We start from the raw sequence: 24161 nt of genomic DNA on the forward strand, positions 1-24161 counted from the left end.
TTCAAGATCATGCGTACCGAGGGAGACTCCTGGGACATCACCTCCGGTGTCGGCTCCACCGCGCTGTTCGTGGCGGCCGGCCGCGCGTTTGCCTCCCGCGAGCCGGATCCGCTGATCACCGATCCGTTCGCCGAGGCCTTCGTGCGGGCCGCCGGGCGCGAGTGGGAGGACCTGCTCGACGGCCTGGTCGCCGAGCATCCGCTCATCGATCCCGGATTCGGCGCGGGATTCCGGTTGTATCTGGCGGCCCGGACCCGGTACTTCGACGACTTCTGCGATGTCGCGGTGGCGGCGGGGATCCGGCAGGTCGTGATCCTGGCCGCGGGGCTGGACGCCCGCTCCTACCGGCTGTCCTGGCCGGACGATGCCGTGGTGTACGAGCTGGACCGGGCCCCGGTACTGGACTTCAAGGCGAAGGCCCTGGCCGCCGCCGGTGGGATGTCGCGGGCGCGGCGCCGGGAGGTGGCCGTCGATCTGCGCGAGGACTGGCCGCGCGCGCTGCGCGACGGCGGCTTCGACCGGTCCCGCCCGACGGCCTGGCTGGCCGAGGGGCTGCTGCCGTACCTGCCCGCCGCCGCCCAGGACCGGTTGTTCGAGTCGATCGACGCGCTCAGCGCGCCCGGCAGCCGGGTGGCGGTCGAGCAGACCGCGATGCTGACCCCGGCGGCGATCGAGGAGATGCGGTCGTACGCCGACCAGACCGATCACGGCCGCGCGGAATGGGTGCAGCTGATCTACAACGAGCCGCGCAGCGAGGCCGCGGCATGGTTCGCCGACCACGCCTGGGTCGCCGAGCGCACCGAGGTCGACGCGTACATCCGCGCACTGGGCCGGACGCCGCCGTCACCGGATCCGTCGGCGGCCCTGGTGACTTCGCTGATCAGTTTGGTGACCGCGATCCGATCCTGATCCGGCGCGGCGATGTCCGGGATTCGATCGGCGTATTCCGGCGCGCCCGCCGTGGCGCCGCCGATGAATGCGGCCGCCGCGCAATCGAGGTGATCCGGTAATGGGGCAAATTCGATGCACCGGCCGCGGCAATCGCCGGAACGGTGCAAATCGCCGTGTCCTCATTGTGATTTCCCACTGCTCGTCCGGCCGGTCGCTGCAATTGCGCAGCAGCCGCCGCACCCGCGCGCGCCCGGATCGGCGCGAAATGCCGGCTCCTATATAGGGAACACACGCGCGCGCGGACGCCGCCGCCCGCGCAGCGCGGACGGCGCCGGTCCGGCGGCCGGTCACTCGTCGTCGAGGCCGGCCGAGAGATATGCGGCCGCGGCGATCCACTGCCGGCAACCGAGATGACGATCGTGGGCGTGCAGGATGTTCCGCGCTCTGCGGAAGGTGAGATTGCCCGGCTCTGTCCCGCAGTCGTCGAATCCCTCGACGCCGCTGTTCGATTCGGATGGACCGGGCTGATACAGACGCTGGTTCACCGGAAACCTCTGACCTGTGCGAGATGGGTGACGGTGCCGACGCCGACGCCGGCCGATCCGGAAGCCGTTGACGTGTCGGCCGGTCGCGTCGTCCTCGAGTCTAGGGAGCTGCATTGTGCAAATGCAAGTACATCTGCACAGTGCGTCTCGGTACGGTAGGTTTGCGGCAAACCGGAAGCGGGTATCCGAGACCAAGATCAAACTGCTTGCCGCACATCAGTTTTCGTCTGATCGAGGGCTCGATCCCGGGCCGATCACCGTGCTATCGTGATGTCGTTCCGCTCAAATGCAAGAACAGTTGCGAGAACAGATGCAAAAACCCGAGGTTCCGCAGCAGGCGGACAGCCCGGGGTCCGAGAGGATGGAGACTCTGATGTCGGAGAAGGCAGCGGCTGGGATCGGTCGTACGTCCGAAATGAAGTGGCGCAAGAGCACCTTCAGCAATCCGAGCGGAAACTGCGTGGAAGTCGCCGATCTGGCGAACGGTCTGGTGGCCATGCGGAATTCGCGGGACCCCGAAGGTGCGGTGCTGGTCTACACCCGTCCGGAGATCGATGCGTTTCTGCGCGGAGCAAAGAGTGGGGAATTCGACGATCTCGCCTAGGGGGCGGTAACATTGGCATTCGGCGCGGTGTGGTTCGCGACGAGGCGGTTGTGGCCCTCACTGCCGATGATCAGTCGAGCATCGGAGTAGAACCTCATGATCGCAGAACCCGTCCGGATCGGCCGTGTGGAATCGCTTGTCGCGGACCGCGGTCCGACCGCATTGCGTATCGCGGTCGGCGGGCAACTGCGCAAGTTGCGCGAGCAGGCGGGTATCACACGCGAACGAGCGGGTGACCACATCCGTGGTTCCCATGCCAAGATCAGCCGGCTCGAACTCGGGCGGACCGGTTTCAAGGAGCGCGACATCCGCGATCTGCTGACGCTGTACGGCGTCGCGGACGCCGACGAGCGCGAGACGTTCCTGGAGTTGGTTCGCAAGGCGAATCAGCCAGGGTGGTGGCATCGCTACAGCGATCTGCTGCCACCCTGGTTCGAGACCTATCTCGGACTGGAGCACGCCGCCAAGTCCATTCGTACCTTCGAGGGTCAGGTGGTCCCCGGGCTGTTGCAGACCGAGGACTATGCCCGCGCCGTCGTCGCCCTCGGGCACGAGAACGTGGAGACCACCCGCCGGGTGGAGTTGCGCAAACGGCGGCAGGAGATCCTGGACCGGCCCGGCGCCCCCACGCTGTGGGCCGTCGTCGACGAGGCGGTGCTGCACCGGCCGACCGGCGGTACCGAGGTGCTGCGGGCGCAGTTGCAGCATCTGATCGACATGTCGCACCGGTCGAACATCACCATCCAGGTGCTGCCGTTCGCCGCGGGTGGCCATGCGGCAGTGGGCAGTTCGTTCACCATGCTGCGTTTCGCGGAGCCCGAACTGCCGGACATCGTGTATCTGGAGCAGCTCACCAGCGCGCTGTATCTCGACAAGCAGTCGGAGCTGGAGCTGTACCGGCAGGTCATGGACCGGCTGAGCGTCCAGGCCGAGGCGCCGGAACGGTCGCGGCGGCTGTTGCAGAAGACGCTCGACGAGCTGGGCTGAGATTCGGCGGGTCCGGGTGTGTGGCCCGGGCCCGGAGCGGCCCACCGTCGGCGCGCCGGGGGAGTGGGCTCCCGGCGCAGTGAAATGCGTTGTGCGCGTGGTGAATCTGCGGGGGGTGGCAGCGGCCGGTCGGGGGGTGCCACCCACGGCGGCGGGCCTACTGCTTGATGCAGGTGGATGCGATGCGCCAGAACGCTTCCGGCGGCATGATCTGGATGTCCCAGTCGTTGACCAGGCTGTGTGCGGTGGTGACGATGCGGTCGATGTCGAAGTCGTCGCGGCTGGCCGCGCCGGTGGATTCGACGGCATCGATGACGAATCGGGTCGCGGATTCCCGCGAACTGTCGTGTCTGTCGGTTCGGCTCATGATTCCGATTCGGCCGAGGTCCAATGGTTGGTTCATGTGAACGCCCCTGAGTGCCAGGCCGTGAGTCACCCGATATCGAGAATTGGCACCGGGTTCACTCGACGGCTCCCTGGTATTCCCCTGTTTTGGCTTGCAGAACGAGTTTAGGGCGACGTAGCGCACAAATGCAAGTACATCTGCAACTTCGAATACGCACTCGCAGAGCCCATTTCGGCTGCTGGAGGGTTGCTCCGAGGTGCTCCCGAGCGCATGTCTTGGACTTTCAATGTTTGTTGGCTGTTCGCCGGTGATCGTGCTATCTGTCGGAATGCAATCAAGATCGGCGGCCGGATACGGCCCGACCAGGCAGGATGGCACAGTGCGCACGTCACCCGGGTACTTCCGCGTGGACGGTGACGGGTTCGTCCCGGAACCGCTCGCAGTGAGTCAATGGTCATCTGACCAGGTCGTGGGGCCCGCGGTGTGCGGGCTGCTGGCCCGCATGCTCGAGGTCGACCACGGTGGCGACGGTTTTGCTCCGGTCCGCCTCACCGTGGACATGTTCGCGCCCGCCCGAATGCGTCCGCTGTCGGTCGTTTCCACCCGGGTCCGCGATGGTAACCGGATCCGGGTCGCCGACGCGGTGCTGCGCAACGAGCAGACGCCGGTGGCCCGCGCCACGGTGGTCTTCCTGCGGCCGTCCGAGCAGCCGCCCGGGGAGATCTGGACCCGGGAGCGGCAGCCGGCGCCGCCGCCGCTGGAGCTCGCCCCGCCCAGCGACGGCCCGGAGGTGCCGTGGTTCGGCAGCGATGCCGGGGGTCCGTGGGCGCAGGTGTTCGGTGTGCACGAGAACTCCTCGCGCAAGCGCACCTGGCAGCACCCGATGAACGTGCTGGCCGGTGAGGAGCTGTCCCCGTTCGTGCGCGCGACGCTGGTCGGTGAGCAGACCAGTATGGTGACCAACTGGAGTGACGCCGGGATCGGCTTCATCAATACCGACGTGACGCTGGCCCTGGCCCGGATGCCGGTCGGTACGGAGATCGGCGCGGAGGCCGACAATCACCTCAGCCGCGACGGCGTGGCCGTGGGCACCGCCACGCTGTTCGATCGCGAGGGCGCGTTCGGCAGTTCGATGGTGACGGCGCTCGCCAATGCCGGGCGGCAGATCAGCGTCGGGCGGCTGGACCGCAAGTTCAGTAATGCCAACGGTGGGCGGCGGGGTTGAGCGGCCGGTCCGATTCCGGGGCCCAGCGGTAGGTCATCCACTGCCGGGCGGCATCGCGCAGGCTGTAGGTCCACTCGTTCGGGTTGCGATGTGCGGTCGAGGTCCATTCCGCGGCGAGGGCCGTGGCGAACACCTCCAGATCGCGGTCCGTCGCGGCGTGCCAGGCGGGGACCCGCGCGGCCCACTGCTCGGCCTCGGCGGGGGTGCGGCCGGCGAAGACGAGCCAGACGATCCAGCAGCACGGGTCGATCCAGGGCGCGCCCCGGGTGGCCCAGGGCCAGTCGACCAGCCGGGCGTCGCCGTCGGTGATGAGGACGTTGCTGTAGTTCCAGTCGGTGTGCAGCAGTGCGTCGCCGCCGAAGCGCAGCACGTCGTCGGTGTCGGTGAGGTAACTGCCCCAGCGGTGGACCGCGTCCTGGAGCCGCTGCTGCTGCGGGCAGCGCAACCGGCCCAGCGCGGTCATCGCGGCGGCCGTCTCGGCGAGGTCGGCATCGCTGCGGTAGTCCGCGAAATGCCCTGGTATGTAATCGAATACGACCAGATCCCAGCCGCCCGCGGTGAGATGCCAGCGGACCTGCGGCCCGATCGGATGCACGTATCGGCCGAGCTCGGCCTCGCGCTGCTGCGACCAGACCTCCGGATCGCCGGCGCGTAGCCCCTTCACGAACAGCCGCTCGGCGCCGACATCGATGATCTCGGCCAGGTGGGCGGAGAATCCGGCGATCACCGGTGTGGAACAGCGGATCCGGCCGGTCACCGCCTCGACCGCGGTTCGCGCCTCGTCCGGAAGATCTTCCCAACTGCGCCGGTGCGCCGAAGTCTGCGCCCGATCGACTGTCACCCTCGACATCTACCGCTAAACGACCCGGTGCACAAGGACAACGCGCGGAGTGAACGAGAACTTTCATACTGTATGTGCAGGTGAACGTGCAGATGTGTGCTATCTGCGCGGGCGCCCCATCCTCCAGGGGCGCGGTCGGTTTCGTGAGCACGGTGTTTTCCGCGCCGAGAGGTTCGGGCCCACGGCGGGGTGCCTGCGCGAAATGTCGGTGTCCCGACGATCCCGCGGCCCAGGACACGGCGGCCCGGTGGGTGGTGTCGGGGCCTAGATCGCGGCGACGGCCGCTTCGATCGGCGTGGGGCCCGCGATGAGTTCGAGGGTTTTGCCGATCGTGTTGGGGGCGGACAGGACGGTGGCGAGGACCGCGGCCACGTCGGCACGGGGGATGGCGCCGCGGGGGCCCGGCGGCTCGCGCAGGGCGACCAGTCCGGTGGCGGGGTCGTCGGTGAGGCTGCCGGGGCGGACGATCGTCCAGTCGAAGGGGCGGGTGCGCAGATCGTCCTCGGCCTGGGTCTTGGCATCGATGTAGGCGGCCCACACCTCGTCGCCGCGGGTGACCGGCTGACCGGCCCCGGCCGACGAGATCTGTACGAAGCGAGGCACTTTCGCGGCTTCGGCGGCATCGGCGAGCAGTACCGAGCCGTCCCGGTCGACGGTGTACTTGCGGGCCGCTCCGCTGCCGGGGCCGGCGCCCGCGGCGAAGACGGTGGCGTCGGCGCTGTCGAGCAGGGCGGCGACCTCGTCGACGGTGGTGTGCTCGAGGCTCAGCCGCAGCGGCCGGGCCCCGGTCGCCTCGACGTCGCCGAAGTGGGCCGGATTGCGGACGAAGCCGGCGACCTCGTCGCCGCGCGCGGTGAGCAACCGGGCCAGCAGCAGCGCGATCTTGCCGTGCCCGCCCGCGATGACGATGCGCAACTGGTCTCCTCAGGTCGGGGACGGTGATCGGATCGTCGCCCAGCATATCGAGATCCCGGTCCGGGCCGGGTGTGCCGTGTCCGCATCGAGTCATCCGGGCACGGCCGATTGCGATGCGGCCGCTACCGGCGTACGAAACGAAAACGGCGGCCGAGCAGGGAGTTCGGCGTCGCTACCCTCGAATTGTCCGATGCGGTCGGTACTACGGCTCCCACGACCCCGGAAACGGACCGCATCGGAACGGCTCACAACGAAGTGATCTCGCCTGTTGGGGGTGAACCGTGCGGAATTGGTGGATTCCCGCTGCGGCGATTCTGATCCTGTCGGCTCCGGCGACCGCGGTCGCGCAACCGCCGTTGCCCGCAATCCCGGCGCTACCGGCGCTACCGGCGATTGCGGGCCTGCCCGGGTTGCCGGGTCCGCCGCCACCGGATCCACCGCCGGATCCCGTTGCCGCCGGGCCGAATTCGGATCCGGCGCCGGAACTGCCCGCGCTGGGGCAACTGCCGCTGCCACAGGCGCCGAATCTGCCCGATGTGCAGCGGTGGATCGATCAGGTGATCCCGCCGCCGCCGATCGTGGCGCCGCCGGCACCGGTGGCGTCGCTGCCGGGCCTGTCACCGGAGCTGGCCCGGTTGCAGGAAGCGGTGCTGCCCGCCGCCGTCGGCGATCCCTTCTTCGACGCGTGGCCGGACGGCCTGGCCGACCAGGCGCCCGGCGCGGTGATCGAGGTACGGGATGTGACCGGGACCGCGGCCCCGCTGCTCACCGTGCCCGTGCGGCAGGTGCTGCAACTGAAGTTCCGCACCACCGATGCCCACGACGGGCCGTCCTTCGCCACCGCCTCGCTGGTGGTCCCGGCCGCGCCGTGGACCGGCGCCGGGGCCCGGCCGGTGGTGGTCAACAACCTGCCCATCGATGCGCTCGGCCGCGCCTGCACGCCGAGTTACTCGCTGGCGCACGGATTTTCGGCCGACCACACGAACTTCACCGATTATCTGCCGCCGACCACGCAACTGGCGGTGCTGCGCGGCTACGCGGTGCTGGTCCCCGATCACGAGGGTCCGCGGATGGCCTATGCCGAACCGTATGTGGCCGGGCACGCGGTGCTGGACGCGGTGCGCGCGGTGCGGCAACTGCCCTCGGGGGAGTTCGCCGACAGCCGCTTCGGCATGACCGGATACTCCGGTGGCGCCATCGCGACGCGCGGCGCGGTCGCGCTGATCGGTTCGTACGCACCGGAATTGGCCGGCGTGGTGGTCGGGGCCGCGCTCGGCGGCGTGCCCGCCGACTACGAACTGCTGAGCCGCAGCATGAATGCCAATCTGGCGTCGGGGGTGTTCATGGCCGCCGTCTTCGGCATCGGCCGGGAGCGCCCGGAGATCCTGGGCGAGATGAACAATCTCGCGCAGTGGGCGGCCACCTCGCCGCTGAAGGACACCTGCACGAGCGTCTTCGTGCTACCGGGCCTGCTGATGCTGCCCATCGACGTGGCCGCGGACGTCCCCGATCCGCTGCACGGCGAGGTGGCCACCGAGATCTACCGGATCACCGCCATGGCCGACATGAAATCCGCGGTGCCGCTGTACATCTACAACGGCGAGCAGGAATTCTGGATCCCGTCGGCGGGCGCGCGCAACCTGTACTCGCAGCAGTGCGCGATGGGCGCCGCGGCGGAATATCGCAGTGTGCCCGGCGAACACATCATCGGGATGATCACCGGCTATCCGGGGGCGATGGACTGGCTCGACCAGCGCTTGCAGGGAGTGTCCGCACCGAACGAATGCTGAACACGCCGAACGAATGCCTGCCGCGCCGGACCGGACGGCTCGCGATCAGAGCGGGACGATGCTGTGCTTGCGCGGGTTCTGACGGCGGGAGGACTGCTTGTCGCGCAGCACCTGGAGGGCCTTGCGCAGCTCCAGCCGGGTCTGCGACGGCTCGATGACGGCATCGATGTAACCGCGCTCGGCCGCGATCCACGGGGTGGCGACGGTGGCGTTGTAGAAGTCGATCATCTGGTTGCGCACCGTCTCGCGCTGATCGGCGGGCACCGCCGCCAGCTGCCGGCGGCCGACGATGCTGACCATGCCCTCGGCACCCATCACCGCGATGCGCGCGGTCGGCCAGGCCAGGCTGATGTCGGCGCCGAGCTGCTTGCAGCCCATCACCGCGTAGCCGCCGCCGTACGCCTTGCGGACCACCAGCGTGACGATCGGCGTGGTGGCGTCGATCAGGGCCCGGAAGAACCGGCCGCCCTTCTTGATGACGCCGTTGCGCTCCTCCTCGACGCCGGGCAGCACGCCCGGGGTGTCGACCACGAAGACCAGCGGGATGTCGTAGGCGTCGCAGATGTGGATGAAGTGCGCGGCCTTGTCGCCGGACTGCGCGTCCAGGGCGCCGCCGAGCACCAGCGGCTGGTTGGCGAGCACGCCGACGGGCCGGCCGTCGACCCGGGCGAAGCCGGTGATCAGGTTCTGGGAGCTGCCCGCGCCGATCTCGTGGAAATCGCCGTCGTCGAAGATCCGCAGCAGGATCTCGTGCATGTCGTAGCCGGACTTGTCGGCGTCCGGCATGATCGTGTCGAGTTCCAGGTCGTGCGCGGTGAGCTCGGGCTCCAGGCCGGGATTGATCACCGGCGGCCGCTCCAGGCAGCTCGACGGCAGGTAGCTCAGGTACTTGCGCACCCAGTCGAACGCCTGCTCCTCGGTCTGGGTGACGTGGTGCAGCAGCCCGTCGCGGGCCTGCACGGCCGCGCCGCCCAATTCCTCGGCGCTGATGTCCTCACCGGTGACGGCCTTGATGACGTCCGGGCCGGTCACGAACATGTACGAATTGTCCGTCGCAACCAGGATGTCCATATTCACCGGGCCGTAGACGGAACCGGCCGCGCATTTGCCGAGCATGACGGCGACCATCGGTACGAAACCGGACAACTCGCCCTGCCAGCGGCACATCAGCGCGTACCAGGCCAGCGAGGTGACCGCGTCCTGGATGCGGGCGCCGCCGGAATCGTTGATGCAGACCACCGGGCAGGCGTTCTGATAGGCGAATTCCATCGCGGCGGCGACCTTGCGGCCGAACATCTCGCCGACCGAGCCGCCGTAGACGGTCTGGTCGTGCGCGATCACCACCACCGGGCGGCCGTCGATGTACCCACGGCCGGTGACCACACCGTCGCCGTAGTAGGCGTTCTCCGCGCCGGGCTGGCGCATCAGCGCGCCCGTCTCGACGAAGGTGCCCTGGTCCAACAGCATCCGGACTCGTTCACGAGCGCTGGGGATGCCTTTGCTCCGCCGCTTGTCGATCCCGGCCTGTCCCGCCGGTTCTTCTGCGACCTCGAGGAGCTTCCGCAGTTCCTGCAGCTTCTCGGCCGTGCCCGTCATACTTGCTGATGCCTTTCCGTACTGCCGTGGCCTACCGTCCGGCCGCGGGTGCCAGGGTCGACACCACCTCCGTACGTTACCGGTTCGTGGCTTGTGCAACCAGTCATCGTCGGCGACCACCGGGTTCGTTACGGAATTCCCCGCGGAATTCGCGCCGAAACGAGCGGTTTTTCGCTCCTGGATGATTTTGTGGGCGGCCCCGAATCGGTGCGCATCCGGTTTGAGAATTCTCATCGTTATGTCCGGATCGAGTGACGTGCCCTTTCCGGCTCCGTAGCGTGATATTCGAGCGTGGCGCCGGTGGATGCGCGGTCGGCGCCACGCTCATCGGCACATCGCACGTGCCGGATAAAGGAGGCGGGCCCGCCCGCCGGGCCCCAGATCTTCGTCACCTCCTCCGGCCGATTCGCGCACCGCGCTGGGACAGAGTCTGGGGTGATTGCGATGACACGATCCGCACCGGTACTGGGCCACGCCCGGCCATCGCGTACCGCCGGCCAGGGCACGGGCCGTACGACCGCCGCACACGCCCTCACGGCCGCCTTCGCCGAGCGGTTCCGGCCGGGTGAGGAGACCGGCCGCCGGGAGCCCGCGGGCCTGCCCGCCGGGTTGCGCACGGGGCTGCGGGAATGCCTCGTGCTGGCCGCGAGCCCCGCCGACGATCCCGATCCCGCCGTCGCGGTGGAACTGGTCGGCCGGGCCGCGGAATGGGCGCGCGAGGGCATCGACCTGGATATCGTGCTGCGCACGCTGCACGAAACCGTGCGACGGGAACTGGCCGCGATCGCGGCCGAGCGACGCCGCCCGGAGGAACTGCCCGCCGTTACCGATGCCGCGCTGCGCCTGCTGGAAACCGTCACCGTCGCGACCACGGCGGCCTATCTGGACGAGCACCGGCAGGCCGCCCGGCATCATCAGACCGCCGCGCAGGCCCTGGTGACGGCGCTGCTCAGCGGGCACGGCCGGGTCACCATGGCACGGCACGCGGGGATCAGCGTCGCGCCCGCGTATCAGGTGGTGGCACTGGCGATCCCGCCGCTTCCGACCGAACGCAACGGCGGCGTCGGCGCGGAGTCGGCGGCGCGGCGGAAATTGCGCCGGTTGCAGAGTGCGCTGGCCCCGGCGCTGGGCTCGCGGGCACTGTCGCTGCTGTCGGTCGACGGCGGGATCGTGCTGGTCCCGCTGGATCCGGGCGAGCACGGCGCCTCCGGCAGGCTGGGCGCGCAGACCATGACCGCCGACACCGTCGAGGTGCTGTCGGAGGCGGCCTCGGTGCCGCTGACCGCGGTCGTCGTGGCCGGTGATACCGACCGTATTCCCGAACTCGCCAGGCAGGCCAGGGAATTGCTGGACCTGGTACGCTCCCTGGGCCGTCCGCCGGGGCTGTACCGGCTGGCCGACGTGGCGATGGAGTATCAGCTCACCAGACCCGGGCCCGCCCGCGAACATCTCGCGGCTCTGCTCGGGCCGCTGGCACCCCACCCCGACCTGCTGGAAACCCTGAGGATCTATCTCGATTCCGGTTTGGACCGCAAGGTGGCCGCGCGCCGGCTGAACATCCACCCGAACAGTGTTTCGCATCGGGTGCGGCGCGTGGAACGGCTGGCCGGGGTGGATTTGAGCCACCCGGCCGGGATCTCGCGCGCCAGTTTGGCGCTTCTTGCCAATGATCTGCTAACCGACTCTCGCACAAAGGAGTTCGCGTGACTTCTGGCATGACCGACGGGGACCTGCTCCGAGAGCTGGAACCCGTCGCCGGCCGCTTCCTCGACGAGCATCTCGAGAAGGCGAAACCGTGGAATCCGCACGACTACGTCCCGTGGGACGACGGCCGCAACTTCGCCGCGATGGGCGGCGTCGACTGGGAACCCGGGCAGTCGCGACTGTCGGAGGTGGCCCGGGTGGCGATGGTCACCAACCTGCTCACCGAGGACAATCTGCCCTCCTATCATCGCGAGATCGCCGGGAACTTCGGGTTCGACGGCGCTTTCGGCACCTGGGTGGGCCGCTGGACCGCCGAGGAGAACCGGCACTCCATCGCCATGCGCGACTACCTGGTGGTCACCCGCGCGGTGGATCCGGTGGCGCTCGAGCAGGCCCGGATGGCCCACATGACCACCGGCATCGCCAGCCCCGACGGCCCGCAACTGCTCAAAGGCGTGGCGTACGTGACGTTCCAGGAGCTGGCCACCCGGATCAGCCACCGCAACACGGGCGCCGCCTGCGGTGAGCCGATCGCCGAGCGGATGTTGCAGCGCATCGCCGCGGACGAGAACCTGCACATGATCTTCTACCGCAGCCTGACCGCGGCGGCGCTGGACCTGCAACCGGATCCGATGATGCAGGCGATCACCGACGTCGTGACCAGATTCCAGATGCCGGGCCTGACCCAGCCGAACTTCCGGCGCAACGCCGTCATCCTGGCCAAGCACGGCATCTACGACCTGCGCCAGCATCTGGACGTCGTGATCCGGCCGGTGCTGCGCAGCTGGAACGTCTTCGAGCGCACCGACCTGTCCGGGCCCGGCGAGGCCGCCCGCGACCGGCTGTCCGCCTACCTCGACGAGCTGGAGGCCAGGGCACGGCGCTTCGAGGAACAGCGCGAGCGGGTGCTGGGCCGCCGCGATCGCAGTGAGCGGAGAAAGGTCGGCGCGCGCGTCTGACCGATCCGCGCGGACCCGGGCCGAATAATCACCCGGTGATTCCGTGCGTTCGTGATTCGGGTGTGATCAACTGCCGCGGCTCGTGATTCACGGGCCGCGGTTCCGCGTCCGCGAACTCGGCCGCCTGCGATTGTTTCCGGAATTGCGGCCGGAATTGGATTCGTTGTGCATTCTCACCGCGGCATTCCGCGCCGCTCGTGAGTTTTTCGGAGCTCGATCGAGACCACTCGTGACCGGTTCGTTGCCGACCTACCGTGAGCCCGTCCCGGAACGCCGGAGTACCGGTCCCGGAACGAGAACATCGTGGTTCTGCAGGGAGGCTCGAGAATGACACGTACAATCCCCCGCCGGCCGTTGCGGGCCGCCGTCCTGGCCGGGGCCGCGGTACTGGCCGCCGGTTTCGGCGGGGTCGGCGCCGGCGCGGATCCGGTGACCGCTCCGGGCGGCGCAGCGGGTACCACCGCGGGCGGCGATCAGCAGCAGCAACTCGTCGACTACATCGCGAAGGGGCTGAAGGATCCGGCCGCGCATCCGATCGCCGGCACCGGTTCGGCCTGCACCTCGGGCAGCGGCGCCGGTTCCGGCAACGGCTCGGGCAACTGCTACGGCGGCTCCGGTTCCAGTTCCGGTTCGGCGGGCGGGCACTCCACCGACACCGTCGGCGCCGGCCCGGCCCAGACCGCGTTCCTCGCCGCGTTCGGTTACGGCCTGTTCCACCCGGACGTCGCGCCGCCCGGCGCCAACGACTGGCACTGCAAGCCCTCGGCGGAGCATCCCGAACCGGTGGTGCTGGTCCACGGCACCTGGGAGAACGCCTACGACAACTTCGCGTATGTGAGCGCGCCGATCGCCGCGGCCGGATTCTGCGTCTTCACCTTCAACTACGGCCAGTCGAACCTGTTGCAGGGCGGCGGCCTCGGCTCGGTGCTGCCGGGTGCGAACGGCACCGAGTACATCCAGGAGTCGGCGCAGGAGCTGTCGACCTTCGTGGACAAGGTACTGGGAGCCACCGGCGCCGCCAAGGTGGATCTGGTCGCGCACTCGCAGGGCGGGCCGATGTCGCGGTGGTACCTGAAGTTCGACGGCGGCGCGGCCAAGGTGCACCGCGAACTCACCTTCGGCGCCACCAACCACGGCACCACGCTGGTCGGCATCGGGGCGCTGGGCCGCGCGATCAACAACTTCGGCATCGACGTGCTCGGGCTGGTGGAGATCTTCGTGGGCCACTCCGGCATCCAGCAGACCGTCGGGTCGGATTTCATCAATCAGCTCAACGACGGTGGCGATACGGTGCCCGGCGTGGACTACACGGTGGTCGGCACCCGCTACGACGAGATCACCACGCCGTACGATCTGACCTTCCTACAGGCCGGGCCGGGTGCGACGGTCCGCAACATCACCCTCCAGGACGGGTGTGACCACGATCTGTCCGATCACCTCACGCTGATGTACTCGCCGCGGGTGCTCTCGATCATCCTGAACACCCTGGACCCCGCGCAGCACCCGGATCTGGTCTGCACCTTCAACCCCTGGTTGCTGGGCGGCGGCGGTTCGCTCTGATCGCGGCCGCGGCCGGAACTGCGGCACGCGGATCGGTCGCGGCACCGCGATCTGCGGCGATCTCGTCGTACACTCTGTGCTTCGGGCCGGTGGGTGATATGCCGGACGTGCTCGAGTGAGCGGGCTTTCGAACACGGGCTTTCGAACAGCGGGCACGTCGAACAACGAGGACAAGGCGGTTGTCAGCGGTGCAGAGTCGGATTCGGACAGAGGCGGGAACAGGGACCGGCAGCCGGGCGGGTGGCCGGTGACGGCGGCGGCGGTCGAGGCGGGATCCGTGCCGGCCGTGCTGCGCCCGGCGCTGGAGAAGTTCGGTTTCGCCGAGCGGTGGCGCACCGCGACGATCGCGGGTGTGCTGGGCGGCAACATCACCAAGCGGATGGTGTCGCGCGGCGGCTTCGCCGGTCGTAGGCGCCGCCTGGCGATGGCCGACGGCACCGTCGACGGCTTCGAGATCCTCGGCCCGATGTTCGTCAAGCTGGGGCAGCTCATCGCCTCCTCGCCGGGGGCGTTCCCGAAGGAGCTGGCCGACGCCTGCCTGCGCTGCCTGGACGACGTGCCGCCGTTCCCGGCCGCCGCCGCCCGCGCCACCGTCGAGGCCGATCTGGGCCGGCCGATGACGGAGCTGTTCCGGGAGTTCGACGATCGGCCGCTGTCGGCGGCCTCGGTGGCCCAGGTGCACGCCTGCGTGCTGCTCGACGGCCGCGAGGCCGTGGTGAAGGTGCAGCGCCCCGATATCGCCCGCCGCATGATCGTCGACCTGCGCGCCGCCTACCGGCTGGCCGGGCTGCTGGAGAAGCGGTCGGAGAACGCGCGGGTGGCCAACGCACAGGGCGTGGTGCGCGATCTGTACGAAACCACGGTCGCCGAGCTGGATTTCCGCAACGAGGCGGAGAACCAGGCCCGTGCTCGCGCGAATCTCGGTGCCTTCGGCGACAATTCGCATGTCACCGTGCCCGAGGTGTTCTGGGAGTACTGCGGTCCGCGGGTGCTGTGCATGGAACGCATGCGCGGGATGCCGCTGGACCGGTTCGACGACATCCGGCTGGTGCACCCGGATCCGGAGCTGCTGATCCGGCGGCTGGTGAAGGTGTGGCTGGAGAGCCTGATCACGCACGGCCTGTTCCACGGTGACGTGCACGCCGGCAATCTGTGGCTGCTGGAGGACGGTCGGGCGGCGATGCTCGACTTCGGCATCGTGGGCCGGATGGCCGGGCCGTGGCGGGATTTCGTGGCCGCCCTGTTCCACGCCAGCGCCATCGACGGCGATTTCCGCCCGGTCGCGCGGTCGCTGCGCGAACTGGACATGGTCGACGCCGAGGCCGGTGACGACGCCACCGTCGGCCGGCAGCTGGCCACCGCGCTGGCCCCGGTGCTGGCCGGGCAGCTGGCCAATCTCGACATGGGCAAGGTGGCCGGGCGGCTGGTGGAATTCGGCAAGCGCCGCAACGCTTCCGGGCCCGAGCAGCTGATGCTGATGGGTAAGCAGCTGGCCTATTTCGAGCGCTACGCCAAGGCGCTGGCCCCGGGCTGGCGCCTGGGACAGGACCTCTACCTGTTCCGCAACATCTTCCCCGACGAGGTGGCGGCCAAGGCCGCAGCCACGGGCCTGGAGCTGCCGGCGGACTGATCCCGCCGGTCGGCTGTCGTCCGCCGGATGCTCGGGTGCGGCCCGGTTCCGGCGATCCTCCGCCGGGTGCTCGGATATGGTCGGGCTCCGGCAGAAAGGGGTGTGGTGGTGGACTTTTCGGAGATTCCCGCGGAGATGACGGCTTGGCGGGTGCGACGGCCCGGGCCGATCGACTCCGGGCCGCTGGAGCGGGCACGGGTGCCGGTGCCCGCACCGGCGGCGGGTGAGTTGCTGGTGCGGGTCCGGGCCTGCGGGGTCTGCCGCACCGATCTGCATGTGTCCGAAGGGGATCTGCCGGTGCACCGGCCGGCAGTGGTGCCGGGGCACGAGGTGGTCGGCGAGGTGGTGGCGGCCGGGCCCGCGACCCGTACCGCGATCGGGGCCCGGGTCGGGGTGGCCTGGCTGCGGCACACCTGCGGGCAGTGCCGATACTGCAAGCGCGGCGCCGAGAACCTGTGCCCGGACTCCGCCTACACGGGCTGGGACGCCGACGGCGGCTACGCCGAATTCGCGGTGGCGCCCGAGGATTACGTGCATCCGCTGCCGGCCGGGTACAGCGATGCCGAACTGGCGCCGCTGCTGTGCGCCGGCATCATCGGCTACCGGGCGTTGCAGCGGGCCGCGTTGCCGGCCGGTGGACGGCTGGGCATCTACGGTTTCGGCGGCAGCGCGCACCTGGCAGCGCAGGTGGCGCTGGCGCGCGGCGCCGAGGTGCACGTGATGACGCGGGACCGGGACGCACGGGAACTGGCGCTGGCCCTCGGCGCGGCCTCCGCGCAGGGCGCCGCCGATCCGCCGCCGGTGGCCCTGGACTCGGCGATCCTGTTCGCTCCGGTGGGTGATCTGGTGCTGCCCGCGCTGGCCGCGCTGGATCGCGGCGGGGTGCTGTCGATCGCCGGCATCCACCTCAGCGACATCCCGCCACTGAACTATCAGCGACACCTGTTCCAGGAGCGGGAGATTCGATCGGTCACCGCCAACACCCGGGCCGACGCCCGGGAATTCCTGGACTTCGCGGGGGAGCACCGGCTCGAGGTGACTGTGCACCCGTATCCGCTCGACACGGCGGACCGTGCCCTGTCCGATCTGGCACACGGGAAGTTTGCCGGGGCAGCGGTTCTGGTGCCCTGACACGCCGTCGACACGCCGAGTCAACCGCTCTGAACTGTCGGTTCACCCCATACGTCCGGCGTTCTCCTGCTTTGCTGGAAGGAAATCAGCAGCGGAAAAAGTGCCGTACGGAGCAGAACGACCCGTATCGCCGCATGCCGGTGCGCCGTACGAACAACAGGCGGAACGGAACAGCGCCGGATCGTGTTGCCGCACGCCGGTCCGCCGAACGAACAACAGGCGCAAGGCGAGAGCGCCGGACGGTGTACCGCTCGACGATGTGCCGAACGGGCAACGGGCGGAACGGAACAGCGCCGGACGGGTGCCGCGTGGCGGAGGCCGTCCGGCGGACAGTGGCGGGTGGAGCGACGGAGGTGGGCCTATGCATCGGGTGACGGGGAACGAGCATGTGCGGGCGGTACGACCGTGGCTGTGGACGGCTCTGGTCCTGGCCGCCGCGGTGGCCGCGGTGTGGGTGCTGTGGCCGGAACCGACCGCCTGTCACACGGCCTCGGGGCCGCCGCCGGCGAGCGTCGTCGGCGCGGTGCGAACCCCGGTGGCGGCGGCGATCGCCGACGAGGAGCATGTGGACGCGCCGATCCCGCGCCAGGCCCGGTATTTCGCGCTCGGTGGCAGCGAGGTGGCGTGCTCGTATCCGGACCTGCCGGCCGACGGCTTCTACGTCGGGGTGCCCTCCGAGGAGTTCGACGGCGGCGCCCTCTGCGGCGCCTCGGTCGAGCTCGACGGGCCGCTGGGTTCGGTGCGCGCACTGGTGGTGGACCGCTGTCCGGGCTGTCTCCCGAACCAATACGACGTCAGCACCGCGGCGTTCGCCCGGATCGCCAACCGCGCCACGGGGATCGCCGACATCCGGGTGGCGCGCGTGCACAATCCGACGCCCGCGCCGGACCTGATGTATCGCATCCAGAACGGCTCCTCGGGGGACTGGCTGGGCCTGCTGTTCGCCGAGACCGGAAATCCGGTGAGCCGGGTGGAGATTCGCGCCACCGCCGGCGGTACCGGCTACCTCCTCAGCCACGGCTCCGACAACTACTGGACGATCTCCGGCGCCGGACCGGGCCCGTTCATCGCCCTGGTCACCGACACCGACGGCCACCGCGTCCGGGTGCCCGGGGTCGCCGTCTCGCCGGGCCGGGTGCAGCACACCGGAATTCAGCTCTACGACCCGCCTCCGGAACCGGCCGCCCCGGACCCCGCGCCGAAACCGGCGGCGACCACCGCCGCCGCGCCGACCTGTTCCTGAGTACCCGGCGCCGGGCCGGTTCGGCCCGCCGCGAGCGTTCGGCCCGGCCGGGTGATCCGATTCGGTGGTCGGCGATCCGGCGGGGCAACGAGCGATTCGGCTCGGCCGCAGACGATTCGGTCGTGCCGCAAGCGATCCGGCTGCGGCCCGGGTGGTGCGGCCGCGCTCGCCGGATATTTGCCGGAAGGCGGATCGCTGGATCCGGATACGGTTGTGCCGCAATTGGGTATCTCTCCAGTGCGCCACGTTGCCGGTGTCCGGAACCGCGCCTACCTTGGGTCTTGTCGGCTTCCGACTAGCGTCACTGACAATAGTCGAGCCGCTCACAACGGCGTGAGTAGGTGAGAACAATGGGCGACCGAAAGGTGTTGCTGTCCGGAAAATGGCGTATCGCCGGGGTTGCGGCGGCCGTGGTCACGGCCGGTCTGCTGTACCCCGCTCCACGGGCTCAGGCGCAGAGTTGCGCGGCCGTGGAGGTGGTGGTGGCCAGGGGAACTCAGGAGCCGGGTTACCTCGGCAGCGCGGTGGGCGATCCACTGTTCGCCGCGCTGCGCGAGCGATTACCCGTCGACGTCGACGGGTACCGGGTGAACTATCCGGCCGATCTGACCGACCCCGCCTCAGTGGGTGACGGCAGCGCGGATCTGGTGGCGCACATGGTGTCCCAGGCGGCGGCCTGCCCGGCGCAGCGGTTCGTGCTGGCCGGTTATTCGCAGGGTGCGGCGGTGGTGCACACCGCGCTGGGCACCGGCCTGACCGACGACATTCCCGGTGCGGTCCGGCTGCCCGGGGAACTGGGCGCCCGGGTGACGGCGGTGTTGTTGTTCGGCGATCCGATGCGGCTGGTCGGCTGGAGCGTGCCCGGCCCGTATCTGGGCCGGACCGGAAACTGGTGTGCCCCGGGTGATCCGGTGTGCGCCGGTGGTCTCGACCCGCAGGCGCACGTGGTCGCCTACGCCGACGACATGGGCGCGGCGGCGAATTTCACCGCCGACCGCCTGTGAGCGGCCTCGGCGATCTGCCCGGCCGGACATCTGCGGCGGCCGGCCGGGCAGGGACGCCCGATCCGGCTCGACGGCGGCCGGATCCGGTCAGCGGCGTTCGATGCGGGCCGGCGGGGGCTGGACCGACCCTCGGGTCCGGAGGTAGGACTCGAGGGCGTCCAGGTCCGTCGGGCCGACCGCGGTCTGGCTGCCCTGGGTGAAGACGGTGAACCCGTCGCCGCCGGCGGCGAGGAAGTTGTTCGTCGAGACCTGGTACGCGGCAGTGGGATTCAACGGCTGCCCGCCGATCTGCACACTGCCGGGGACCACCTTGTGCCCGGTGGGCGCGTTGTCGTCGTAGGCATAGCTGATCCCGGCGACCGACAGCACACCCGGCTTGCTGACGTTGTTCCATTGCTGTTCCAGCAGATTCACGATCTGGTCGCCGGTGAGCCGGACGGTGACGACCTCGTTGCCGAACGGCTGCACCGTGTACGCCTGTTCGTAGGTGATGGCGCCGCCGGACAGATCCGCCCGCACCCCACCGGGATTCATGAACGCGGCCACCGCCTGGGCCGGGGCCATCGCCGACAGCATCGCGTCCGCGATCACGTCGCCGAGCGGGGAGTCACCGGCCGGCGCCGGTTCCATCGGCAGCGGCCCGGTCGAATCGCCGATCACCCGTTTCGCGCGCGGTTCGGCCTGGGCGGCGAAGAAGTCCACCAGTTTCGCCGCGGCCGGGTCGGGGGTGATGTCGTGGGTGACCACGCGGTTCACCGCCGAGGCGTCGACCGTGCCGTCGTGGAAGCGCAGCGTGATATCGCTGATCAGGCGGCCGTAGGAGGAGGCCTGGGTGACCACCTTGCCGGCGATGGTGCAGTTGTAGGCCTGGTGGGTGTGGCCGGTGATCAGCACCTTCACCGCCGGATCCACCCGCTGCGCCAGCGTGGTGACGTTGCCGGTGATGTCCGCGCAGGCGTTGTAGTCGACCGGCCCGCCGTGGGTCTGCTGGGAGCCGCCGTCGTGCAGCAGCGCCACCACCGTCTCCGCGCCCGCGGCGCGCATCTCCGGCACGGTCTTGTCGATCGCGTCGACCTCGTCGCCGAAACGGTAGCCCTGAATGCCCTGCGGCATCACGATGTTCACCGTGTCGGGGGTGACCACGCCGACGACGCCGATCTTGTGGCCGCCGACGGTGAGCATGGTCCACGCCTTCAGCCCCGGCGGCAGTTGCCCGTTGCCGTCGGTGACGTTGGCGGCCAGGTACGGGAAGGTGGCGCCGCGGAACGGTTCGCCGGGGGAGCAGCCGTCGGCCGCGCAGCCCCCGCGTTGCAGCCGGGTCAATTCCGGTACCCCGTGGTCGAATTCGTGATTGCCGACCGAGGAGGCGGCGGTGCCGATCGAATCGAGGAAGTCGATGGCCGGCTCGTCGTGGAACAGCGCCGACACCAGCGGGCTGGCGCTGACGTTGTCGCCGGCCGAAAGGACCGCGCTGTCGGGATATTTCACCTTCAGCTTGGCCAGATGCGCGGCGAGGTAGGACGCGCCGCCCGCGGCGTAGGTGCCCACATGCCCATTGGTGCCGGTGGGCGGTTGCAGGTTGCCGTGCAGGTCGTTGATCCCGAACAGGTGCACCTCACCGGATCTGGCGGCGGGCAGGTCGTTCGTCGAGATCAGCGGCACCGTCCCCGGCGGCGCCGTGGTGGCGGGCGCGCCCGTCCCCCCGGATCCGCCGCACCCGGCGACCAGCAGCAGCCCCACCACCGCGGCACCCGCGGCGATTAGACGACAGCGAACGTTCATGTCTACAGACTCTGGCAGACCGCGTTGGCCCGCGCGCTACGGACAGGTGAACTCCGCACCGGCACAGCCGGTCCGAGCTCCGGTGCTCACCCCTCGCGGCGCACCGGGAACTCGGCGGCCAGCTCCCGGAACAGCGCGGTGTTCAGCGCGAAGGCGTTGCGGCACTCGCCGAGCACCCGCTGCTTCTCCAGGTCGTCGACCGGCAGTTCGTCGAGCAGGATGCGGTACTCCCGCTTGAACGCGGCCGGATTCGGGATGTGGTCGAAGACGTAGAACCGCACGCCGTCGCCGCGCTTGGGCAGCTGCCACAGCTTCTCCGCGGTGCCCCGGATGACCTGCCCGCCGGACAGATCGCCGAGGTAGCGGGTGTAATGGTGGGCGACGTAACCGGCGGGCCAGGTCCGCGCGCACTCCTCGATCCGGGCGGCGTACGTGGCGGTGGACGGCAGCGGCTCGATCTCCGACCGCCAGCCGGGCCCGCCGAGATGGGCCAGATCCTCTTCGAGCGCGCCCAGCCGGGCCAGTTCGGGCCGCACGAACCGGCCCGCGACCGGATCATCGGCGAGGGTGTCCCAGTGCGCCTCCAGCGCCCGGTAGACGTGCCACAACTGGCCGGTGTAGCGGTAGAAGGCGGCCACGTCCAGCGCGCCGCCGAGCAGATCGCTCATGAACGAGGAGTTCTCGGCGTCGGCATGCTGCGCCGCGGTGGCCGTGCGGATCTGCGCGGAGAACGGCACGGGCTCGATGGTGTCGGTCATGGTCGCTCTCGCCTCGCACGGTTGTGAGTATGGGTCACCTAACTTCACATCCGACGATACGGGCCCACCCGGTTGGCGGTCATCCAACTTTCGGACGATCGGACCATCCGGTTCACACCAGGGAACTACCGGACTCCAGATAGGTCTGCAAGGAGGCGAGCAGCCCGGTCCAGATGCGGGCGGCCTCGTCGACCTGGTCGTCGGGCAGGTCGCGATGGGTGATGGTGACCCGGACCCGAGGGCCGCTGAAGGCGATGTCGACGGCGACCACCGAGGTGCGCTCGGCGGTGCCGGCCTCGGACGGGCGTGCCCAGGTGTGCACGAAGCGCCGCGGCGGGTCGACCTCGAGGAGGGTGCCGAGGAAGTCGGCGGTGCCGTCGCGGCGCACCTGGCGCCAGATTCCGCCGCGCTCCCACTCGGCGACCGTGCGGCGATCCCGGTACCGCGCGGTCAGATCGGCATCGGTGAGCGCCACCCAGACCAGCTCCGGCAGGCTCGCGATGTCGACGGCGTGCACGACCTTCGGCGCATCCACCCGTTGTCGTCCTCTCCCGCGGAGTTCCGGCTGCCGCGATATCAGGGCGCAACCGTACCGCGACCGGCCGGGTGGTATCGCGTTGTGCGGCGAGTCCGTGTGGCGTGGCGGGCGGAATCCGGAGGCCGCCGGGAAATACGGTGCGGACCTTACTATTCCAGTGGAACCTAGGTTAAGGTGGACTATGTGTCCTATGTGGAAGTGCTGATCCTGCGGCACCTCATGCGCGCCCCGGCCCACGGGTACGACCTGCGCAAGCACGTCGAGGAGAACACCGGCGTGGTGCTGAACAACAACGCGCTGTATCCGGCGCTGCGGCGGTTCGAGGAGGCCGGCGCCGTCACCAAGGAGTCCGAGCAGCAGCCCGGCCGCCCGGTCCGGCACGTCTACACCCTCACCCCGATCGGCCGGGAGCTGTTGCAGGACCTGCTGGCCGAACTGCCTCCCGATCAGGCCGGGCAGGAGGCGGAATTCCTCACCCGCGCAGCCCATTTCGCGATGCTGACGGTGCCGGAACGGCTGCGGGTGCTGGCGGCCCGCGAGGTCGCGGTGCGGCGGCAGCTGGATCAGGTGCGCGGCCAGGAGGCCCGGACCGCACCCGCGGAATGGGGCCGCCGGATCGCCGCGGAGATGGTCCGCCGCGGCGAGGCCGAACTGCTCTGGCTGGCCGAACTGCGGCGCTGGGCCCGGACCGAACCCGTACTGCCGGAAGGGGAATCATGACCGAGACGGTGACCGCGGCGGCCACGCCACGACTCGGGCCGGTGGTGCAGTACGCGCTGCTGGCCGGGCCGCTGCTGTCGATGCTGGATTCCAGCATCGTGAACGTGGCGGTGGCGCCGATCGCGGCGCGGCTGCACGCGGATCTGACCACCGTCGGCTGGACGGTCAGCGGATATCTGCTGGCCCTGGGCGCGGGACTGGCGGCCACCTCGTACCTGGCCCGGCGCTTCGGGACGTTGCCCGTGTATCGCAGCGCGCTGCTGCTGTTCACCCTCGCCTCGATCGCCTGCGCCTTCGCCCCGTCGATCGGATTCCTGGTGGGAGCCCGAGTGTGCCAAGGGCTTTCGGGCGCGCCACTGGTGCCGCTGGCGATGAGCATGCTGCTCGGCGGCAGTGGCGCCACCCGGTCGATGTCACCGGTCGGCGGGGTGCTGCTGTTCCTGGGCCCGGCGCTGGGACCCAGCGTCGGCGGGGCGCTGATCGGCAGTGTGGGCTGGCGGGCGATCTTCCTGATCAACGCGCCGCTGGGAGTGCTGGCACTGCTTGCGGCACTGCGGATTCCGGCGGCGCTGGCGCCCGGTCGCAGCGCCGGGGTGCGGTTCGATCCGGTCGGGCTGGTGACGCTGGCCGCGGGGCTCACCGCGCTGTTGTACGGCACCGGCCGCGGCGGCGCGCACGGCTGGGCGGCGCCGGGCACCTGGGCGCCGATCGCCGTCGGCGCGGCGCTGCTGGCCGGTTATGTCGGCTGGGCGAGCCGCCGGGAGCATCCGGCGCTGGACCTGACCGTGGCCCGGTATCGCAGTTCGATCCTGGCGCTGCTGCTCTGCGCGGCCGCCTCGATCGTCACCTTCGCGGCGGTCTTCCTGCTACCGGTGTTCCTCCAGACGGTGCAGGGACATTCGGCGCTGGTGACCGGGCTGGCGATGCTGCCGCAGGGCATTCTCACCGGGCTCGGCACGGTGGCCGGGCAGCGGGTGCTGACCCGGGTCTCGGTGCGCACCACGGTGCTGGCCGGATTCGCGGTGCTCGCCGTGGCCGGCGCGGGCATGCTGGCGATCGGCGCGCACACCCCGATCGCGGTGACGGCCACCGTGCTGGCCGCGCGCTCGGTCTCGGTGGGCCTGGTGATCACGCCGCTGCTGGCGGTGCTGTTGCAGCCGTTGCCGCCGCAGCGGCTGGCCGATGCCAATACGGTGTTCAGCATCTGGCAGCGCATCGCCGGATCGTTCGGCGTCGGCGGCATCGCGAGCTGGTACGCGAGCGCGATGGTGCACCACGGCCCGGTCGCCGCGTTGCACCAGACCACGTGGGGCCTGATCGCGCTGGCCGCGCTGGCGATCCCGGTGGCGCTGGCACTGCCGGTCACCCGCAACACCGCCCTGCTCTGAGCGA

22 protein-coding genes are annotated in these 24161 nt (G+C 69.9%); 14 read left to right on the top strand and 8 right to left on the bottom strand.

Annotated features, from left to right (window positions below):
• Nucleotides 1-9 precede the first annotated feature (9 nt).
• On the top strand, nt 10-909 hold the full coding sequence (locus tag LBW94_RS09640) for an SAM-dependent methyltransferase (protein WP_225059668.1): 900 nt from the start codon (nt 10-12) through the stop codon (nt 907-909).
• A gap of 329 nt (nt 910-1238) precedes the next feature.
• On the opposite strand, the gene LBW94_RS09645 is transcribed toward LBW94_RS09640, so the two are convergent.
• Nucleotides 1239-1436, bottom strand: a complete 198-nt coding sequence (locus LBW94_RS09645; RefSeq protein ID WP_225059669.1) for a hypothetical protein — start codon at nt 1434-1436, stop codon at nt 1239-1241.
• Between the two features lie 373 nt (nt 1437-1809).
• Here LBW94_RS09645 and LBW94_RS09650 point away from each other — a divergent pair, with 373 nt between their 5' ends.
• Both LBW94_RS09650 and LBW94_RS09655 read left to right on the top strand, forming a co-directional pair.
• Complete coding sequence (locus LBW94_RS09650; RefSeq protein ID WP_225059670.1) at nt 1810-2040, top strand: DUF397 domain-containing protein; 231 nt, start codon at nt 1810-1812, stop codon at nt 2038-2040.
• 96 nt (nt 2041-2136) lie between these two features.
• The gene (locus tag LBW94_RS09655; RefSeq protein ID WP_225059671.1) at nt 2137-3027 is read left to right on the top strand and encodes a helix-turn-helix domain-containing protein; all 891 of its coding nucleotides are present in this window, start codon (nt 2137-2139) and stop codon (nt 3025-3027) included.
• A gap of 157 nt (nt 3028-3184) precedes the next feature.
• Here LBW94_RS09655 and LBW94_RS09660 read toward each other — a convergent pair whose 3' ends face one another.
• Entirely contained in the window at nt 3185-3394 is a 210-nt protein-coding gene (locus LBW94_RS09660) for a hypothetical protein (RefSeq protein ID WP_225059672.1), read from the bottom strand.
• Nucleotides 3395-3752: 358 nt separating this feature from the next.
• Between LBW94_RS09660 and LBW94_RS09665 the strand changes: the two genes are divergently transcribed.
• Nucleotides 3753-4598, top strand: coding sequence for an acyl-CoA thioesterase domain-containing protein (locus LBW94_RS09665; RefSeq protein WP_225059673.1), 846 nt, complete (start codon nt 3753-3755; stop codon nt 4596-4598).
• On the opposite strand, the gene LBW94_RS09670 is transcribed toward LBW94_RS09665, so the two are convergent.
• Together LBW94_RS09670 and LBW94_RS09675 are read right to left on the bottom strand one after the other, a co-directional pair.
• Nucleotides 4567-5439: a hypothetical protein gene (locus tag LBW94_RS09670; protein ID WP_225059674.1), complete on the bottom strand. Its 873-nt coding sequence runs from the start codon at nt 5437-5439 to the stop codon at nt 4567-4569. The genes LBW94_RS09665 and LBW94_RS09670 overlap by 32 nt on opposite strands.
• 264 nt (nt 5440-5703) lie before the next feature.
• Nucleotides 5704-6354: an NAD(P)H-binding protein gene (locus LBW94_RS09675; RefSeq protein ID WP_225059675.1), complete on the bottom strand. Its 651-nt coding sequence runs from the start codon at nt 6352-6354 to the stop codon at nt 5704-5706.
• A 281-nt stretch (nt 6355-6635) separates the two neighbouring features.
• Here LBW94_RS09675 and LBW94_RS09680 point away from each other — a divergent pair, with 281 nt between their 5' ends.
• Entirely contained in the window at nt 6636-8144 is a 1509-nt protein-coding gene (locus LBW94_RS09680; protein WP_225059676.1) for a lipase family protein, read from the top strand.
• A 45-nt stretch (nt 8145-8189) separates the two neighbouring features.
• On the opposite strand, the gene LBW94_RS09685 is transcribed toward LBW94_RS09680, so the two are convergent.
• Nucleotides 8190-9740 (bottom strand): acyl-CoA carboxylase subunit beta, encoded by a 1551-nt coding sequence (locus LBW94_RS09685; protein ID WP_225059677.1) that lies wholly within the window; start codon nt 9738-9740, stop codon nt 8190-8192.
• Between the two features lie 444 nt (nt 9741-10184).
• Here LBW94_RS09685 and LBW94_RS09690 point away from each other — a divergent pair, with 444 nt between their 5' ends.
• From LBW94_RS09690 to LBW94_RS09720, 7 genes are all read left to right on the top strand, one after another.
• On the top strand, nt 10185-11447 hold the full coding sequence (locus LBW94_RS09690) for a PucR family transcriptional regulator (protein WP_225059678.1): 1263 nt from the start codon (nt 10185-10187) through the stop codon (nt 11445-11447).
• The gene (locus tag LBW94_RS09695; protein WP_225059679.1) at nt 11444-12403 is read left to right on the top strand and encodes an acyl-ACP desaturase; all 960 of its coding nucleotides are present in this window, start codon (nt 11444-11446) and stop codon (nt 12401-12403) included. Before LBW94_RS09690 ends, LBW94_RS09695 begins: the two co-directional genes overlap by 4 nt.
• Nucleotides 12404-12730: 327 nt before the next feature.
• Nucleotides 12731-13963 carry an esterase/lipase family protein gene (locus LBW94_RS09700; protein WP_225059680.1) on the top strand — a complete coding sequence of 411 codons (1233 nt, stop codon included), beginning with the start codon at nt 12731-12733 and terminating at the stop codon, nt 13961-13963.
• Between the two features lie 247 nt (nt 13964-14210).
• Nucleotides 14211-15593 (top strand): ABC1 kinase family protein, encoded by a 1383-nt coding sequence (locus LBW94_RS09705; protein WP_225059681.1) that lies wholly within the window; start codon nt 14211-14213, stop codon nt 15591-15593.
• Nucleotides 15594-15728: 135 nt separating this feature from the next.
• On the top strand, nt 15729-16724 hold the full coding sequence (locus tag LBW94_RS09710; RefSeq protein WP_225059690.1) for a zinc-binding alcohol dehydrogenase family protein: 996 nt from the start codon (nt 15729-15731) through the stop codon (nt 16722-16724).
• Between the two features lie 361 nt (nt 16725-17085).
• On the top strand, nt 17086-17967 hold the full coding sequence (locus tag LBW94_RS09715; RefSeq protein WP_225059682.1) for an expansin EXLX1 family cellulose-binding protein: 882 nt from the start codon (nt 17086-17088) through the stop codon (nt 17965-17967).
• A gap of 350 nt (nt 17968-18317) precedes the next feature.
• Nucleotides 18318-18971, top strand: a complete 654-nt coding sequence (locus tag LBW94_RS09720) for a cutinase family protein (protein WP_225059683.1) — start codon at nt 18318-18320, stop codon at nt 18969-18971.
• A gap of 87 nt (nt 18972-19058) precedes the next feature.
• Here LBW94_RS09720 and LBW94_RS09725 read toward each other — a convergent pair whose 3' ends face one another.
• The 3 genes from LBW94_RS09725 to LBW94_RS09735 form a co-directional block, all read right to left on the bottom strand.
• Nucleotides 19059-20753 (bottom strand): bifunctional metallophosphatase/5'-nucleotidase, encoded by a 1695-nt coding sequence (locus tag LBW94_RS09725; protein ID WP_225059684.1) that lies wholly within the window; start codon nt 20751-20753, stop codon nt 19059-19061.
• 86 nt (nt 20754-20839) lie between these two features.
• Nucleotides 20840-21511, bottom strand: a complete 672-nt coding sequence (locus LBW94_RS09730; RefSeq protein ID WP_225059685.1) for a heme oxygenase (biliverdin-producing) — start codon at nt 21509-21511, stop codon at nt 20840-20842.
• Nucleotides 21512-21623: 112 nt separating this feature from the next.
• Nucleotides 21624-22046: an SRPBCC domain-containing protein gene (locus tag LBW94_RS09735; protein WP_266270442.1), complete on the bottom strand. Its 423-nt coding sequence runs from the start codon at nt 22044-22046 to the stop codon at nt 21624-21626.
• A 186-nt stretch (nt 22047-22232) separates the two neighbouring features.
• Between LBW94_RS09735 and LBW94_RS09740 the strand changes: the two genes are divergently transcribed.
• Together LBW94_RS09740 and LBW94_RS09745 are read left to right on the top strand one after the other, a co-directional pair.
• The gene (locus tag LBW94_RS09740; protein WP_225053296.1) at nt 22233-22769 is read left to right on the top strand and encodes a PadR family transcriptional regulator; all 537 of its coding nucleotides are present in this window, start codon (nt 22233-22235) and stop codon (nt 22767-22769) included.
• Nucleotides 22766-24157 carry a DHA2 family efflux MFS transporter permease subunit gene (locus tag LBW94_RS09745; protein WP_225053298.1) on the top strand — a complete coding sequence of 464 codons (1392 nt, stop codon included), beginning with the start codon at nt 22766-22768 and terminating at the stop codon, nt 24155-24157. The genes LBW94_RS09740 and LBW94_RS09745 overlap by 4 nt, the downstream gene beginning before the upstream one ends.
• Nucleotides 24158-24161: the final 4 nt, after the last annotated feature.

The organism is Nocardia sp. alder85J (genome assembly GCF_020176955.2).
Lineage (GTDB): Bacteria > Actinomycetota > Actinomycetes > Mycobacteriales > Mycobacteriaceae > Nocardia.